At 46.5% G+C, this 16,028-nt stretch carries 17 protein-coding genes; 3 read left to right on the top strand and 14 right to left on the bottom strand.

The window, feature by feature from the left end; translation table 11 throughout:
* Positions 1 to 7: 7 nt before the first annotated feature.
* From NST56_RS17205 to yutH, 5 genes are all read right to left on the bottom strand, one after another.
* A complete protein-coding gene (locus NST56_RS17205) occupies positions 8 to 1,984 on the bottom strand; it encodes a S9 family peptidase (protein ID WP_339177989.1) in 1,977 nt (658 codons plus the stop codon).
* A gap of 109 nt (positions 1,985 to 2,093) precedes the next feature.
* Positions 2,094 to 3,023 (bottom strand): homoserine kinase, encoded by a 930-nt coding sequence (gene thrB / locus NST56_RS17210; protein WP_229149122.1) that lies wholly within the window; start codon positions 3,021 to 3,023, stop codon positions 2,094 to 2,096.
* Complete coding sequence (thrC, locus tag NST56_RS17215) at positions 3,020 to 4,078, bottom strand: threonine synthase (protein ID WP_339182268.1); 1,059 nt, start codon at positions 4,076 to 4,078, stop codon at positions 3,020 to 3,022. Before thrC ends, thrB begins: the two co-directional genes overlap by 4 nt.
* 5 nt (positions 4,079 to 4,083) lie before the next feature.
* Complete coding sequence (locus tag NST56_RS17220; protein ID WP_326226753.1) at positions 4,084 to 5,379, bottom strand: homoserine dehydrogenase; 1,296 nt, start codon at positions 5,377 to 5,379, stop codon at positions 4,084 to 4,086.
* Between the two features lie 204 nt (positions 5,380 to 5,583).
* On the bottom strand, positions 5,584 to 6,597 hold the full coding sequence (gene yutH, locus NST56_RS17225) for a spore coat putative kinase YutH (protein WP_029441126.1): 1,014 nt from the start codon (positions 6,595 to 6,597) through the stop codon (positions 5,584 to 5,586).
* Between the two features lie 153 nt (positions 6,598 to 6,750).
* On the opposite strand from yutH, the gene NST56_RS17230 reads away from it, so the two are divergent.
* Complete coding sequence (locus NST56_RS17230) at positions 6,751 to 7,251, top strand: phosphatidylglycerophosphatase A (RefSeq protein WP_024122730.1); 501 nt, start codon at positions 6,751 to 6,753, stop codon at positions 7,249 to 7,251.
* Between the two features lie 27 nt (positions 7,252 to 7,278).
* Here the strand turns inward: NST56_RS17230 and nucF are convergent, their stop codons facing one another.
* From nucF to NST56_RS17245, 3 genes are read right to left on the bottom strand one after another with little or no spacing between them, the layout of a single operon-like run.
* Positions 7,279 to 8,049, bottom strand: a complete 771-nt coding sequence (gene nucF / locus NST56_RS17235) for a 5' nucleotidase NucF (RefSeq protein WP_326332087.1) — start codon at positions 8,047 to 8,049, stop codon at positions 7,279 to 7,281.
* 28 nt (positions 8,050 to 8,077) lie between these two features.
* On the bottom strand, positions 8,078 to 8,512 hold the full coding sequence (locus NST56_RS17240; RefSeq protein ID WP_010331745.1) for a DUF86 domain-containing protein: 435 nt from the start codon (positions 8,510 to 8,512) through the stop codon (positions 8,078 to 8,080).
* A 24-nt stretch (positions 8,513 to 8,536) separates the two neighbouring features.
* Positions 8,537 to 8,812, bottom strand: a complete 276-nt coding sequence (locus tag NST56_RS17245; protein ID WP_003228682.1) for a YutD family protein — start codon at positions 8,810 to 8,812, stop codon at positions 8,537 to 8,539.
* A 112-nt stretch (positions 8,813 to 8,924) separates the two neighbouring features.
* On the opposite strand from NST56_RS17245, the gene NST56_RS17250 reads away from it, so the two are divergent.
* A complete protein-coding gene (locus NST56_RS17250) occupies positions 8,925 to 9,554 on the top strand; it encodes a YhcN/YlaJ family sporulation lipoprotein (RefSeq protein WP_339177998.1) in 630 nt (209 codons plus the stop codon).
* Positions 9,555 to 9,569: 15 nt separating this feature from the next.
* On the opposite strand, the gene lipA is transcribed toward NST56_RS17250, so the two are convergent.
* Positions 9,570 to 10,466: a lipoyl synthase gene (gene lipA, locus NST56_RS17255; RefSeq protein ID WP_010331747.1), complete on the bottom strand. Its 897-nt coding sequence runs from the start codon at positions 10,464 to 10,466 to the stop codon at positions 9,570 to 9,572.
* A 237-nt stretch (positions 10,467 to 10,703) separates the two neighbouring features.
* On the opposite strand from lipA, the gene lytH reads away from it, so the two are divergent.
* The gene (gene lytH, locus NST56_RS17260) at positions 10,704 to 11,684 is read left to right on the top strand and encodes an L-Ala--D-Glu endopeptidase (RefSeq protein ID WP_339178001.1); all 981 of its coding nucleotides are present in this window, start codon (positions 10,704 to 10,706) and stop codon (positions 11,682 to 11,684) included.
* Positions 11,685 to 11,711: 27 nt separating this feature from the next.
* Here the strand turns inward: lytH and yunB are convergent, their stop codons facing one another.
* The 5 genes from yunB to NST56_RS17285 form a co-directional block, all read right to left on the bottom strand.
* Entirely contained in the window at positions 11,712 to 12,479 is a 768-nt protein-coding gene (gene yunB / locus NST56_RS17265) for a sporulation protein YunB (protein WP_010331749.1), read from the bottom strand.
* A gap of 71 nt (positions 12,480 to 12,550) precedes the next feature.
* Complete coding sequence (locus NST56_RS17270) at positions 12,551 to 12,856, bottom strand: YunC family protein (protein WP_010331750.1); 306 nt, start codon at positions 12,854 to 12,856, stop codon at positions 12,551 to 12,553.
* A 65-nt stretch (positions 12,857 to 12,921) separates the two neighbouring features.
* Positions 12,922 to 14,310 (bottom strand): bifunctional UDP-sugar hydrolase/5'-nucleotidase, encoded by a 1,389-nt coding sequence (locus NST56_RS17275; RefSeq protein ID WP_339178004.1) that lies wholly within the window; start codon positions 14,308 to 14,310, stop codon positions 12,922 to 12,924.
* A gap of 19 nt (positions 14,311 to 14,329) precedes the next feature.
* On the bottom strand, positions 14,330 to 15,151 hold the full coding sequence (locus NST56_RS17280; protein ID WP_229149128.1) for a sulfite exporter TauE/SafE family protein: 822 nt from the start codon (positions 15,149 to 15,151) through the stop codon (positions 14,330 to 14,332).
* Between the two features lie 17 nt (positions 15,152 to 15,168).
* On the bottom strand, positions 15,169 to 16,017 hold the full coding sequence (locus tag NST56_RS17285) for a DUF72 domain-containing protein (RefSeq protein ID WP_339182271.1): 849 nt from the start codon (positions 16,015 to 16,017) through the stop codon (positions 15,169 to 15,171).
* Positions 16,018 to 16,028: the final 11 nt, after the last annotated feature.

Here is a 16,028-nt window from a genome sequence, read left to right on the forward strand (position 1 = left end):
GCTTTTTTTATGAGAGATATTGGTCAAACCATGAGCTTATATAGGTCAGGCGCTTGATCCGCTGTCCCGGGTGTCCGCTGCGTGACAGATTATGCGTCGCTTTCGGAAAACGAACCAGCACAGTTTCCTTGTCCATTTTTTTCAAGGCAATAAAAAGCTGTTCAGCCTGTTCAATCGGACACCGGTCATCACGTTCGCCATGGAGAATTAAAAGAGGCGTCTCCACGTTTGCCGCATATTTTAAAGGGGAACGGTCCCACAGCTTTTCTGTATCGGTAAACATGTCATGCTCAAGCTGCCAGTCCGTGAAAAAATAGCCGATATCACTAACGCCATGAAAGCTGAGCCAGTTTGAAATCGAACGCTGGGTGACAGCTGCTTTAAAACGATTTGTCTGCCCCACGATCCAGTTGGTCATAAAGCCTCCGTAGCTTCCGCCTGTGACGCCTATCCGCTCGGCATCAATCTGCGGGTCTCTTTTAATCGCCTCATCTACTGCCTGCATCACATCCAGATAGTCTTTTCCGCCATAATCCCCTCTGACTGCATTCGCAAATTCCTGTCCGTAGCCATGACTTCCTCTTGGATTTACATAAACCACTGCATTTCCTTTCGCCGCCAGCACCTGTAATTCGTGAAAATATGTATGCCCGTACATCATATGCGGACCGCCGTGTATATTGAGAATAAGCGGATATTGTTTGCCCTCTGCAGCCTGAGCAGGTTTCATCAGCCAGCCGTTCACCGTCATCCCGTCTTCTGTCACATATTGAATGTCTTCAGGTAACGAAATGAGGTGCTCGTCAACAAACTTGTCATTCGCATCAGTCAGCCGTTTTTCTTCCTGTCCAAGAGGAATGCTGTATAGCTCACTAGGTCTGTCGGGCTTTGTCACACTGGCAATAAAGCTTTGTTCGTTAGGATGCATGGAAAAGCTGTTGATATATTCTTTTTCTAACCGAATCGGGTATACGAGTCCTTCTATAGAAACATAATAGATTCCCGTGCTGCCTTGTTCTGTACCGATGACATAAAACCCTTGACTGTCTTTCGTCCAAACCGGACGCTGTTCAGCACCTCCGATCAATGAATCCCCAATCAGCGCATCGGCTAAGTGAACGTCCAGCATATCAGTGAGACACGACAGGCGGTCTTGTTCTAGATCATAAAGCCACGCTTTTTCTAGCGTAGCATTCTGATATTCCTGTTCATGTCCAAGCAAAGCAAGATACCTTCCGTCCGGTGAAAATGAGCTTGGTCCGAATGAGCCGCGATGAGAGGTAATCAGCTTGAGATCTTCAGTCTCCAGCGACAACATGCAAACATCATGAGGTTTTCTGGCATCATCCGTTTCAGTCATATTAGCCGAAAAAACGAGAGATTTGCCGTCAGGAGAAAAAGCCGGGTCGAAGTGGTCAGCTTTTTCGTTAGTCAGCTGTTTGACCTCTCCAGACTTCACGCTGACAAGCACAAGCTGTGCATACGCGCCTCTCGTCAGCCCTTTTCCGTCCCGTTTATAGGCTAAACCATGCACTTCAACCGGTTCAAAGCTGTCGGGTTCCGTTTTCTCTTGATCATAAACACTTTCACCATCTCCAAGACTGACCGTGACAAGCACTGACTCGCCATCCGGAGACCATACCGGCTGAGAGACGCCATACGGAATATCAGTCAGTTTTTTTGCCTCACCGCCTTCAGCACTCATCATATAAAGCTGAGACACATCGCCATCACGGTCAGAAACAAATGCAATCTGGCGTCCGTCTGGAGACCATCTAGGATCAGTGCTTCGCTTTTCTCCGTATGTCCAAGAAGCGGACGTCCCGCTATCCGCATCATATACCCATATATTTGATGTATATGAATCTTTCTCTTTGTTTGCTTGTGACTTGACATAAGCCGCACGCTTGCCGTCCGGGGCATATTGAGGGTCCGTCACCGAGACAATGGCTGTCATATCTTCGGCGGTCATCAGCTTTTTCATATCAATCTCCTCCTTTTTACATGTATTTCGTTTTTCTAAATAAAAATCCCTTTATATCATGAAGAAAAAAAGCGTTCCTCTGCTGACGCTGAGGAACGCTTAGAATGCTCTATACACTTTTCATTTGATAGAAAGGATTTCGCTCTATTATACTTCCCTCTTTCGGAACGGTCAAAGCGTCGACTTCACAATGCGGGAAGTGAAGTGCGAGCTGCTCTTTCAGCGCGTCCCCTTTTCCTTTTTCGGTCATGACGAGAATCGTCGGGCCCGCTCCGCTGAGAGCAGTTCCATAAGCGCCTTTCATCTCGGCAACATGCTCCACTTTAGACAACTCTGGGACTAGCATCGCCCGATACGGCTGATGGAACATATCTTTTCTCATGATTTTTCCGACGAGCGGCCAATCCTTTGACATGATCGCCGCGATGAGAATGTTGCTGACAGCACTGGCTTTTACAGCGTCCGCGTAGAGAAACTCTGTCGGAAGCACGTCTCGCGCGTCTCTTGTCAGCACCTCGTAAAAAGGAATGACAACCACAACATCAATGTCGGCATCCGGCACGCGGATCATTTGTGTCTCGTCGTCTTCATGCAGCCCGATCACAAGCCCGCCGACGAGAGAAGCGCCTGCATTGTCCGGATGTCCTTCTTCAAGGCTGGCTAAATGCAGCTTGTCCGCTTCGGAGAGCTTTAATCCGCATAATTCGTCAGCCAGTTCTATAGCCGCCACTATGGCCGCAGCGCTGCTGCCAAGACCGCGTGCAAGCGGGATGTCGCTCCACACTTTCACATGTACAGGAGGCATTTCTTTTCCGTACATATCTGCCGTCCGTTTAGCCACTTGATAGATCATATTATCTGTACCCGCCGGAATTCCGGCGACTGTTTCTGTTTCAGCTTCAAAAGACCATTGATCGCTTTCAAAGACGGTCAGCTTTAAATATCTGCTGAGCGCCATTCCGACTGAATCAAAGCCGGGGCCTAGGTTAGCTGTGCTTCCGGGAACAGTGACAGAGAACAGCATGTCGGCATCATTCATACACGAGCCGCTCCTTTTAAGTATTCGAGGATGCTGTCTTCATCAGTCGGCAGGGTGACCGGCTTCATTTCAGAAATGTCGACCGCTGTGTTCGGGTCTTTCAGCCCGTTTCCTGTTAACACAGCCACAACCTTGCTGCCTTTCGGAATTTCTCCGGATTTTACTTGTTTCAGCACACCTGCAATAGATGCGCAGGAGCCCGGTTCTGCAAACACGCCTTCTTCACGGGCAATCAGCTGATACGCATGAAGAATTTCATCGTCAGTGACTTCGTCAATTTTTCCATTGGACTCCTCAGCCGCTTTTACAGCTTTATCCCAGCTTGCTGGGTTTCCGATACGAATCGCTGTTGCCACGGTTTCCGGATTTTCAATGACTTCGTTGCGGACGATCGCAGCTGCCCCTTCCGCTTCAAAACCGCGCATTTTCGGAAGGCAAGTGCCGTTTTTCTCATGATATTCTTTGAAGCCCTTCCAGTACGCTGTGATGTTTCCCGCGTTTCCGACCGGAATCGCCAAAACGTCCGGGGCTTCGCCCAGCTGTTCGCACACTTCGAAGGCAGCTGTTTTTTGGCCTTCAATACGGTAAGGGTTGACCGAGTTGACAAGCGCGATCGGTGATTTTTCGCAAATTGAGCGGACAATTTTAAGCGCATCGTCAAAGTTGCCATCGATTGCAATGATTTCAGCTCCGTACATGACTGCCTGAGCAAGCTTGCCAAACGCGATTTTTCCGTTCGGGATGATGACAATACATTTCATATTGGCGCGGGCTGCATAAGCAGCCGCAGCCGCTGATGTATTTCCGGTTGACGCACACATAATCGTGTCGTTGCCTTCTTCTTTCGCCTTTGCCACCGCCATAACCATCCCGCGGTCTTTAAAAGATCCAGTAGGGTTTACACCTTCTGTTTTGACATGAAGCTCAATCCCGAGCTGTTCAGAAAGCTTCGGCAAATGAATGAGCGGCGTATTGCCTTCATGTAACGTAAGCGCCGGTGTTTGATCCGTTACAGGTAAAAACTCTTTATATTGATGGATAAGTCCTTTCCACATTAGCTTCAACCGTTCCCTTCTACACGATATGTGCTTTTTACTTCTTGAACGACTTCTAAATCATTTAAGTTTTGCAGGATATCACTGAAATCAGCTTCTGATGTATGATGTGTGACGATGACGATTTCTGCTAGCTCATCATGCCCCTTAATCGGCAGCTGAAGGATTTTTTCAAAACTGACGCCCCGTTCTGAGAACACAGACGTGATTTTCGAGAATGAGCCTACCTCATCCTTCACGTGAATTCTCAAAAATTGCTGTGCGTAAATGTCGGACGGCGACTTCATGTTTTTCTCGTATTGCGGCGCAACAAAGCTGTTGCCGGTTACGCCGAGACGCATGTTTTTCATGACAGCGACCAGGTCAGACACAACTGATGTGGCTGTCGGCATGCTTCCCGCTCCCGGGCCATAGAACATCGTCTCTCCGACAGCTTCGCCATATACGTAGACGGCGTTAAATTCATTATGCACGGCAGAAAGCGGATGATGGTCTGGAAGCAGCGTCGGCTGAACGCTGACTTCAATTTTGCTGCCGTCACGCTGGGCAATCCCGATCAGCTTCATTGTGTAGCCGAGACGTTTGCTGAAGCTGATATCCTCGTCTGTAATCTGGGAGATGCCCTTCACTTTGACATCTTCCAGATCGACGTTCATTGAGAAGCCGAGACGCGCCAATATTGCCATTTTCCGCGCGGCGTCAAGCCCTTCAACATCTGAAGTCGGGTCAGCTTCGGCAAACCCCAGATCCTGCGCTTCCTTAAGCACATCCTCGTAAGGGCTTTTCTCCTTAATCATTTTTGTTAAGATAAAGTTCGTTGTTCCGTTTACAATTCCCATCATTTTAGTAATCCTGTCTGATGAGAGACCTTCCTCTAATGTGCGAAGAATTGGAATTCCGCCGGCAACGCTGGCTTCGAAGTAAATGTCACAGCCATTTTCCTTTGCTTCTGCGAGCAGTTCAGAACCGTACACGGCCATTAAATCTTTGTTCGCCGTGACAACGTGTTTTTTCGATCTCAAAGTGTCGAGCAAATATTGTTTTGTCTGCTCAACACCGCCGATCACCTCGATGATGACATCAACATCAGGGTCGTCGATCACATCATATACTTCTGTCGTGAGCGCTTCCTTCGGCAAATCTACTTCTCTTTTTTTCTCTAAATCTTTTACAAGCACTTTTTTTATCGTAATGGGACAGCCAACCTGATGCATCAGCTTATCCTGATGGTCTTGAATAATTTTAACGACACCGCTTCCGACGGTACCTAAGCCTAAAAGCCCTACACGAATTGCTTTCAAAAAAACTCCACCCTTCTTCAGATTGTCCTCTCAAGAGAGACAATTGTTAACTCAACACAGACATTTAAGTTACAAATATTATATAAGCCCACTCCTGTTTTGACAAGACAACAATCTGCTGAATTTTGTGAATGTAAACGCTTAATCAATTGATATGACAAGATTCTTTATTTTCTAATTATTTTTGTCAGATTTTCTCCTTCCTTACAAGCCTCCCTTTCCGAGCCAGCTGACAGGGGGAACAAACATATTCTGCGCTCTCATGTTCATAAACTCCTGGGCGGCATTCAGAAATTGTTCATAGCCCGAATCACTGAGAATGTAGTCGAGCTGCTCTTCATAATAGTGCTTTTCCGACTCTGAAGAAATATAGTAGCCTTCCACGATTTCATAGTAATGAAGCGGAAAAAGGAGACGGCTGTACAAAAGACGCTTCGAAAATGAAGACAGCGGTGTGATTTGCTCGTATTCCTGCAAAAAGCGAAAGCCCTGCCGGTTAAAATCATCACGGTGATGCAAAAATGAGTGTCTCATATATTCGGCTAAATCGCGTGCAGCGTGGTCAAATACCCAGTCAGCCGGAATCCTGATAAGGGATTCAGGAGACCACGTATTTCTTTCCATCCGCTGATGGCATATCGTTCCTGAATCAGTTGCTTGCGGTTTGTCATCGAGCTCAGTATCGACTAAATATTGAATCGCGTTTTCTGACAGCCCTAAATAGTATGGAAACGATTCAATCATTTTTTTATCAAAAGGCTCGTGCGGAGGGGTATGAACCTTTCGCTGCCAAAACGCTTCAAGCTGATCAATGCGTTTCCCCCACAGGTCTTTCCACTGCCCGATTCTCCCTGCCTCCTTCACTTCGTACGGGTATCCTCTGCCCTTTCGATGAAACTCCGCCAGTTCTGTCCCTATGGAAAATGCACGATTTGAAAAAGGAGGAGCCGCCTTCAGCAGGGCGTACGTTTTTCCCTCATGTTCAAAGGTCAGTTCACCTTCTTTTGTAAAGATAAAAACGGAAACGTATGGGTCACTTTGTTCTTGTAAATACTGACTCATGTAATAAAGCTCCGCCAGCTCCGCATCTGAAAAATGGGAAACGGGAACAATCAAAAAGAAGGAATTCGGTGTTTGAAAGCATTGATACGTATGCTGATACATGGAAAGCTGCCTGATATGAATGCCGTATTTTTCTTTTATTGTGCCTTTCACAATGATCACCTGCCTGTTGAATTAGGGCTCATCACATCGTAGTCATACACAGCCGGAATTATGAATACATATTTTAATCCGACGAAGGAGCAAGAAAAAGTCGTAAACATCTCATACGTTTTGTATAAACTAGTAAAAAAAGATTGGGTGAAGTTGATGTCAGATAAAGAACAAATCAGTCAGATGGAAGCTAAAGCAAGAGAACGGATGAAGGAGCGCGGCGTTGAGGTATCCGATATTGCCGAGCTTGTCTTTTTTCTGCAGAAAAAATATCATCCGGATTTAACCATGGATGAATGCACGTTGAATGTGAATCGGGTCCTCGCAAAACGCGAGGTGCAAAACGCGATTTTAACGGGCATTGAATTGGACGTTCTTGCTGAGCAGAAAAAACTGTCTGAACCGCTGCAAACGATGCTGGAGATAGATGAAAGCCTATATGGAGTAGATGAAGTTCTGGCATTTTCCATCGTGAATATTTACGGGTCCATCGGGTTTACAAACTATGGCTACATCGACAAAGAAAAACCCGGTATCCTCGGCCGTTTGAATGATAAATCAACCGGCGAATGCCATACATTTCTTGATGACATTGTCGGCGCCATTTCCGCTGCTGCCTCCAGCAGGCTCGCACACCGCGCACGGCATACAGAATAAAGGGCACCCTTTTGGGGCGCCCTTTTTTTATATATGTTGAATCCACTCAGTCAGAGAATCAATAGCGTGAGTCGGTTTTTCCATATCGTTTGTCATATGCTCTCTTTTCGTTACACCTGTGTGGACAAGCAGTGTATCCATCCCTGCATTCATGCCTGCCATAATGTCAGTCGCGTAGTTGTCGCCGACCATAAGTGTTTCGGATACGTCAGTGCCGAGAACACGCATCGCCTGCTCCATGATGATGGATTCCGGCTTGCCGATAAATACCGGCTGCACGCCTGTGGATACGGTTAACACAGAGGTCAGTGAACCATTGCCCGGCAGGAGACCCCTTTCAGTCGGTATGGCAATGTCACCGTTTGTGGAAATAAAGCGGGCACCATTTCTGATTGCGAGGCAGCCAATGGCAAGTTTTTCATATGTAATCCCACGGTCAATTCCGACAACAACAAAGTCCGCGTCTTCCTCTGCAAAGGTCAGGCCGTTCTCTTCAATCGCCTGGCGAATTCCTTCTTCCCCGATCACATACACAGACGCGTCTTTTTTCTGCTGGGCGATATGCTGGGCAGTCGCCATGCTTGTCGTAAAGACCTGCTCCTCTGTTGCCGGAATATCAAAAGAGACTAGCTTGTCCGCCACCTGCTTCGGTGTACGGGAAGAGTTGTTTGTCACAAAAAGATAAGGAATGCCGCGGTCTTTCAGCGTTCTGACAAATTCACACGCTTCCTCAATTTTTTCTGTGCCGTTGTACATCGTTCCGTCTAAATCAATTAAATACCCTTTATATGTTTTCATCTTTAACACTCCTGTGGCTTTCCTGTCGTTATTTAAACGCGGAAACAGGGCCCAGCTCTGTTTCCAAGTAGATTCTGATTCGTTTCGGAAAGGCTTGAAGGACCGCTAGATGCGCGGTGATCAGCTTGTAAAGCTCTGCGCTGTCAGCGAGCTGGTATTGCTGAACCAATGTTTTTCGGTACGCAATCAATTGCTTCAGCTGTGCTCCCTCTTCTTCCGTTACGACTTTTTCATCAACCAGTATGTCCATGATATCATCATAGCTGCCCGGGTCCCGCATTATAAAACCGTCGATCATGTCATTTCCTGTATCTAGAATGCATTCGATTAACAGGTGGCCGATGCGTTCAAGCGCGAGCCCCTCGATCTCGGATTTCCAGTCTGTTTGCGAATGAAACAGCGCCAGCTGACGCTCAAAGAATCCGAGTGTATGCTCTATCTTGTTTCTGTCAACAAAATACATGACAGCATCCCCTTTGTGAAATAGTTATTTTCTGATCCGTTTTAAGACAAAATACGCACAGCCGAAATTACAGTATTCGTAAATGTATTCGTCCAATGTGCTGATTTTCGTTTCAAAGGTCGCCTTTTGATTCTGGTCATCAAAGAAGCCCTTGAGCCTGAGCTGGCCGTATCCCCAGTCTCCCACAATGTAATCGTATTTATTTAAAATATCGGAATAACGAGCTTTAAAAGCCTCTTCGTTGAAGCCGTCTTTGAAATTGTGCACCAACTCAAATTCGGCATTTTGAATAAGAATCATGATCTCACCTCTTTTTCACTCATTCCTATCATAATTCATTGCCCCTTCCCCATCAATTGCTAAAGAATAATTCGTGTGATTTGGCTACCCTACACATAAGGAGGGATTACAAATGAAACGAACTGCTGTCAGCCTCTGCCTGATGACCGGGCTTTTATCCGGATGCGGAGGCGCAGGATTCAATAACGCTGAGCAGAATGTCCAGCATCAAAATGAAACCAAGCCCATTCATGTATCTGACCGCGATGAGGCTTTTAATAGGCATGATAAGAATGAACAATTTGGTTATGTTCGTTATCAAAAAGAACAAATTGACGGCGAACAGCAGGAGACACCGGCGCCAGACCGTGAAGAAACCGCTCACATCATATCAAGCTTAACGGTTCAGCTCCCTCATATTCAAGATGCCGCAGTGCTCGTAACTGACCAAGAAGCGCTTGTCGTGTACAAAACCGATTCAAGAAACCGTGAACTGACAGCTGATCAAGTGAAAAAAACGGCGGTTTCGGTGATTCCGCGTTACTATCATGTGTACATTTCCGACAATCCGAATCACATGCAGGACATCAAAAATTACAGCAATCTGAACTCCGGTTCAAGAGATGTCAGAGACATCATGTCAGAGACGATACAAGAAATGAAAAACGCCCCGCAAGGAAGCCCTGTCTCAGAAAACGAAAATGCCAATGGAGAAACACGCCAGGACAAGGAAACGAATAGGAATGACAAAAACGCCAGATGATCTGGCGTTTTGGCATTATGCTTGCGCTTGGCGTTTTTTTGATGCTTCGTTAACCTGTTCATCCGCATGGTAGGAGGAACGGACAAGCGGACCGGCTTCACAGTGACTGAAGCCTTTTTGCATCGCGATTTCCTTCAATTCTGCAAATTCATCAGGATGATAATATTTTTGGACTTTTAAGTGCTTCTTCGACGGCTGCAGGTATTGGCCGATTGCCATAATATCAACATTGTTTGCCAAGAGGTCGTCCATCACTTCGATAATTTCTTCTTTCGTTTCACCGAGTCCGATCATGATGCTTGATTTTGTGGGAATGTCTGGCTGCATTTCTTTCGCGCGGCGCAAAAATTCCAATGAACGGTCGTATGTCGCACGCGCGCGGACTCTTGGCGTCAGGCGGCGAACCGTTTCGATATTGTGATTCAGGATGTCAGGGCGCGTATCCATTAACGTTTTTAAGTTATCATAGTTTCCGCCCATATCTGACGGAAGCACCTCAATAGTCGTAAATGGGCTTTTTCTGCGGATTGCACGGACAGTTTCCGCGAAGATACCCGCACCGCCGTCTTTTTGGTCATCACGCGCAACAGCTGTGATAACCGCGTGTTTCAGATTCATCAGAGCGACGGAATCTGCTACGCGTTCCGGCTCTTGCAGGTCAAGCTCAGTCGGAAGGCCCGTTTTGACAGCGCAGAAACGGCACGCTCTCGTACAAACAGATCCTAAAATCATAAATGTCGCTGTACGTCTCACTGCCCAGCATTCATGAATATTCGGACATTTTGCTTCTTCACATACGGTGTGCAGATTGTTTTCCCGCATGAGTTTTTTGAGCCCTGTATAATTTTCATTTGTATTTAATTTGATTTTGAGCCATTCGGGCTTTCTGAGGTGTTCGTCTTTCTTTGCCAATTCCCATCATCTCCAATATCCAATATACTCAATTTCTGACACGAAACATTCTGAAAACGAGATAGGTGCAGTTCTTTCATTTCTGCAACAAAAATAATGTTTTTCTAACTAAAGAAAGTCTTTTCTTTAGACACTTTAACATAGGAAAAATTTCTCGACAAGGGAAGATGATTACTGACATTTTCTCGCCGGGTTGCCGCAAACTATGTGTATTCAATATTGAAAGGAGATTATTTTGTGAAAGTTGTGTTATCTGTCCTTCTTCTCCTTTTGTTTGCATTTGAACCTTTTGCGTCTGGAAAAGAGCTTTCAGATCCGGTGCTTTCTAAACGGATGGAATTATATCATAAAGTCGAAGCTGTGACGCAGATTCCTTGGTATGCGCTAGCCGCTGTTGATCAATACGAGGAGAATGTGCGGAGCAACAGAAAGGATCTGCCTGACAAAACGGGAATCATCAGCATCTATGTACCGGATGAAATCTGGAGCGGACCAGAAAACCCGAATCCGAAAGACGATGCACCGTTAAGCATAAAAGTGTTTGACGGAATCGGAATGGACGGTGACGGCGATGGGAAAGCCGAAGTCAGCAATGACGAAGACATTTTGTATACATTCGCACAATATCTGCTGTCGCACGGCACAGATGAGGAAAATATCCGCATCGGGCTCTGGAATTACTACCGCCGTGATCAAACAGTGGGAATCATATCCGAGTTCATGAAGCTGTTTAAGGCATACGGTCATATTGATTTGGGCGAGCATGCGTTTCCGCTTCCAATCAGAACGGATTACAGCTATCGCAGCACGTGGGGGGACGCCCGCGGCTTTGGAGGAAGGCGGATTCATGAAGGAACGGATATCTTTGCCCATTATGGCCTTTCTGTGAAATCCACCTGTTACGGCGTCATTGAAATGAAAGGCTGGAACCGCTTTGGAGGATGGAGAATCGGCATCAGAGATATTAACAATACGTATCATTATTTCGCCCACCTCAATGGGTTTGCGAAAGGCATTAAACCAGGGCAGATCGTTGAGCCCGGCCAAGTGATCGGGTCAGTCGGCAGCTCAGGATACGGCCCGCCCGGCACAGCCGGAAAATTTCCGCCGCACCTGCACTATGGCATGTATAAGGATAATGGAAAAACGGAATGGTCGTTTGATCCTTATCCTCATTTGAGAGCGTGGGAGCGCTATGAGTACAAGAAAAAGAAATGACGAAAGCCGCCTCATGAAAAGGCGGCTTTATTTTTTGTTTTTTTCATTTTTTGAATCATGGCTTTCTTCTTCTTTGCTGCTTGGAAGCTGGACAGAAGGCGTAACACCTGAACCGCCGCTTCCGTTATAAAATTGCGGGACTTCGCCCTGCACTGCTTTAATTGATACAGGAACATTATTGGTGACCACGGCCGTTTTGCTTGCGAACGGGATGATGACCTTCACTTTAATTTCTACAAAGATGCTGATATCAATCAGTGCGTTATTAATGCCGTATGGCTTTATTTTTGTTTTGACGTCCGTAAAGGCGTCACCGATCAAATTGAACCGGACCGGAATTTTCGGGCCTAGGTTTCCAAGAAGGCTGTTTCCTGTCACCTGTCCCAATGGGATGTTGATCATAATATTTTCACTTGCACCGCTGTGTCCCGTGTGGGTTTCCATCTCTTTCAGATGAGACTGAAGCTGCTTTGTCACCTTTGTTTTCACACTGTTTATAACCTGTGTATTAAAATCGATTGTCGTTAAATTTCCGTTTTCATCAGAATTCATTTGAAACATATCTTTCATATTTTCGCTGTCAGACATATAATCCTCAATGGAATCCTGAATCACCTCAGTTGCCACACGCTTCGTTTCCATTTCACCGATGCTCATTAATACCGGTTTAATAGAGCCGTTGATCATCCAAAGGCTGACTGTTGTCGATATGATAAAAAATACGAGTGACAGCAACAGCACGTACCGGAAAGGCAAAGGTCCTCTCTTGCGAAGAGGGCCGCGATATCTTGGCAAGAAAATCCCCCCTTACATATCACAATGTATGCTTGTAAGGGGGGACATAGTAATAGCCGGGCCAATTTATTTTATTTCACCATTTTTAAAAGCGCTTCTCTGCCGCTCATGCCGGCATGAATGCCAAGATCCTCTGCGGCATAGGTGACGGATTCTAAAGGGGCGTCTAACAGCTGGTCAATTGTTCGTACACCAACCGCCCGTCCCGCCACAATTCCACGCTCCTTTAATTTTTCATTCAGCAGCGCCACATCAAGCGCGCCGCACATAATATATCCGTGATCATTGGAGACTGCCATGAAATTTGTTTTTGGAAGTTTTACTGTCACAGCTGTAAAAGGCTGTCCTTCTATCATAATCGGTGTCAGATTTACCACGTCAACCAACTCCCTTCATTTATCACTTTATGATGAAGGGCACGGCTTGTTGTGGGCTGACTTCCTTATTGTGCAAGCTTCCAGGCAAGCAGATCCCGCAAAAATTCCGGCATAAAATATTCTTTTTCTGCGGCGTCGCGGATGATCGGAAACATCCTGCCGAGCGTAAACATGTCGAGAACCGCAACGGAGTATTGTTTATGTTTTTCAATCTCTTCCCCGTTCAGCGTGATCCGTGTGACATGCGTGATTCCGTCATCCAAGCGTTTCGTTTCGACATCGACACCCGCGTACACCATTTTCCCCATCACTTCTCCCCGGAAGCCCAATCCTTTAATTCGAAGCTGCTCCACCTGTTCTGAAGCAGCATGGAGAATCGTTTCTTTCAGTTCCTCTCCCGTCAGGCGGACAGTAACCGGGTTGATGGGGTGAGGACAGATGCGGTGCAGGTCAAGCTTCGTCACCGGGCCGGCTGTAAGCGGTCCGAGGATGACGCCTGAATTCACCATGCTGATGTCGGCTCCGCACCATTCCTTTAACGCATATGCCAAAAGTAAAGGCAGCTCGGATTCTTCAAACCACTTGACTTCAGCATCTTGCGCAAGCTCCGCAACGGCAACGGACAGCTTTTCCTCGGCTTCACGTTCTTTTTCCTCAAGAAATGCTTTGGTTTCCGCCGATTCCCCTGTCCATTCCGCCACATTTTGAACAGACGCTGTTTTGCTGATGATTTTTCGCTTTTCGCTGTCAAACGTGATGTCTACACAGCCGACATAGTTTCCGTATTTCTCAGCGCTGGCAAGCAATACACCGTTGACCATCTGTCCATTTTCAAGCAGGTGGTGAGTATGAGACTCGAGGATTACGTCAATCTCCGGAACTGCTTCAGCAACCGCTTGATCGTCAAGAATTCCCAAATGCGACAGGAGAACGATGATATCAGCCTGCCCTTTCACTTCCTGTATGGTTTCTTTTATACTTTCGAGCGCATCAGTAACAGTCCATTCCAGCTTGTCATAGACGGGATAATAAGGCACCGTTACGCCTAACAAAGCGATGGTCATGCCGTTTCTCAATGTTTTGATATGGTAAGGAACCGCCCAGGACGGGCGGTTTCCGTTTTTGTCATACAGATTAGAGACGATAACGGGAAACTCAGCATGATCATATAAAGAAGCAAGCTCTTCATGAGGAAGCGTAATTCCCTCGTTATTGCCGATAGCCGCTCCATCAATTTGAAGACGGTTTAAGAGGTCTACATTCGCTTTTCCGAATGTTGCCTCAGTCACAAAATGAAAACGATCAATATGATCACCAATATCAAAAACGAGCGTCTCTTCGCTGTGCAGCTGATGTTCTTTTCTTTTATGCTCAATATAATCTGTTATTTTTGGCCAATTTTCAAAATGGCTGTGCAAATCATTTGTGTGATATAAGCGGAGCTTCTCTTTCATACCATTCTCTCCTAATCGTTCAGCTGAAAATGCCTTCATAAATGAGCTGGCAGCCGATCAAAATTAATACGATCCGCATGATCATGACGATCGTTTTCGTCTGCATTTTTCGGTTGATGGCGGCTCCAAGCTTTCCGCCGAACCAAGCGCCGGGCACAAGCGCGAGGGCGTACAGCCAATTCACATGCCCGGACATAATATGTGATACAGATCCTGTCATAGAAGACAGGAAAATAATGAACATGGACGTTGCCACCGCAACCTTTGGCGGGAACAGGAATAACAGCATCATGGCCGGAACCATCAGCGAGCCGCCGCCTATTCCAAAGAGCCCGCCTAAAAAGCCGACAACAAAGGCGATGGCAATCCCGACAGACGCCTGATACGAGTAAGTATAGGGCTCTCCGGCATCATCCTGAAAAGTCCGTATTATTCCTCTGTGCTCTTTGTTTACCGGCCGCGCCTTCGCTTTCAGCATTAAGGATAATGAAATAAGAATCATAAATATGCCAAACCAAATGGAAAACGAGCTGGAATTAAAAAGCTTTGATACATAGGCCCCGATTATGCTGCCGGGACCTGAACCGATAAAGAAAATGAGCCCGCTTTTATAATCAACCGTTTTATATTTAATATAAGCCAAAGTTGAGGAAAGACCCGTAAAAATAATGACCAGAAGCGAAGTACCGATGGCGACCTGCGGCGTCACATCCTGAAAATACGGCGTCACCGCGCTTAAAAACATCATGGCCGGAACGATGACAATCCCGCCGCCGAGTCCAATCAAACTTCCTACCGTACCCGCAATAAATCCCAGTACAGCCAAAATCACAAACGACATCAATCAAAACCTCTTTTCTAAAATAAACCGAGCTGTCTCGGAGAAAGTCCGGAGTACTCGATATCAAGCAGTTCAAGCATTTGCTTGCCGTTATCCGCGGCGTCTCCGCCGGAATTGTTGTTGAAGAGGACAAATACATCTTTACATTGCTGCTGCAATGCGTTCAGATGCTTTTTCCAGTCTTCCAGCTCCTGTTTGTTATAGCGGTATAAATATCTGACCTCACGCCAGTTCTTCCCGCCATCGGGCTTCATCCAGCCCTGCTTATTGCGTCCGTGAAACCTGACGAGCGTTTTGTTTTCATCGGTCGCCCGCAAAACAGTCGGAACGCTTCCCTCGCCGATTTGCGGTTCGTCACAGACACTGTGAATCCAGCCTTCCGCTTTCATAAAGGAAAGCGTCTGCTCATAAAATGGCGGTGAAAACCAGGAGCGGTTTCTGAACTCAAGCGCGCAAGGAATATCACCCATTTGATTTTTGCACCATCTTAAATAAGCGACATTTTCTTTCTTGCAGTCAAACCACGGCGGAAATTGAAACAGCACCATGGCGAGCTTATTGCTATGTAAATATGGCGTTAAGGACAGCTTAAAAGCATCAAACATCTCCTCTTTCGAGTCAAACGGAATGTCGCCGCGCTGATGCCCCGTCATGCCTTGGTACGCTTTAATGATAAATTGGAAGGTTTCCGGTGTTTCCTTCACCCACTTTTCAGTGTTGCGCGCCGGCTGAATCGCGTAAAAGCTCGCGTCTACTTCCACGATCGGAAAATGGGAGGAATAGGCCTGCAATTTTTTCTGGCTGGGCGTTTTCGGCGGATAAATGCTGTCATGATCCCCCCATCCCGTCAGTCCGATATAAATCACAATCATTCACC

The organism is Bacillus sp. FSL R5-0560, assembly GCF_037966305.1.
In the GTDB taxonomy this organism is placed as follows: Bacteria; Bacillota; Bacilli; order Bacillales; family Bacillaceae; genus Bacillus; species Bacillus mojavensis.

What these genes read in the sequence shown, in the direction of transcription:
- NST56_RS17245 (WP_003228682.1), bottom strand. Translation starts at nt 8,812, where the DNA reads ATGATTCTTATTCAAAATGCCGAATTTGAGTTGGTGCACAATTTCAAA.
- thrC (WP_339182268.1), bottom strand. Translation starts at nt 4,078, where the DNA reads ATGTGGAAAGGACTTATCCATCAATATAAAGAGTTTTTACCTGTAACG.
- nucF (WP_326332087.1), bottom strand. Translation starts at nt 8,049, where the DNA reads ATGAAAACATATAAAGGGTATTTAATTGATTTAGACGGAACGATGTAC.
- NST56_RS17275 (WP_339178004.1), bottom strand. Translation starts at nt 14,310, where the DNA reads ATGAAAGAGAAGCTCCGCTTATATCACACAAATGATTTGCACAGCCAT.
- NST56_RS17240 (WP_010331745.1), bottom strand. Translation starts at nt 8,512, where the DNA reads ATGTATTTTGTTGACAGAAACAAGATAGAGCATACACTCGGATTCTTT.
- NST56_RS17280 (WP_229149128.1), bottom strand. Translation starts at nt 15,151, where the DNA reads ATGTCGTTTGTGATTTTGGCTGTACTGGGATTTATTGCGGGTACGGTA.
- NST56_RS17250 (WP_339177998.1), top strand. Translation starts at nt 8,925, where the DNA reads ATGAAACGAACTGCTGTCAGCCTCTGCCTGATGACCGGGCTTTTATCC.
- NST56_RS17230 (WP_024122730.1), top strand. Translation starts at nt 6,751, where the DNA reads ATGTCAGATAAAGAACAAATCAGTCAGATGGAAGCTAAAGCAAGAGAA.
- NST56_RS17205 (WP_339177989.1), bottom strand. Translation starts at nt 1,984, where the DNA reads ATGAAAAAGCTGATGACCGCCGAAGATATGACAGCCATTGTCTCGGTG.
- thrB (WP_229149122.1), bottom strand. Translation starts at nt 3,023, where the DNA reads ATGAATGATGCCGACATGCTGTTCTCTGTCACTGTTCCCGGAAGCACA.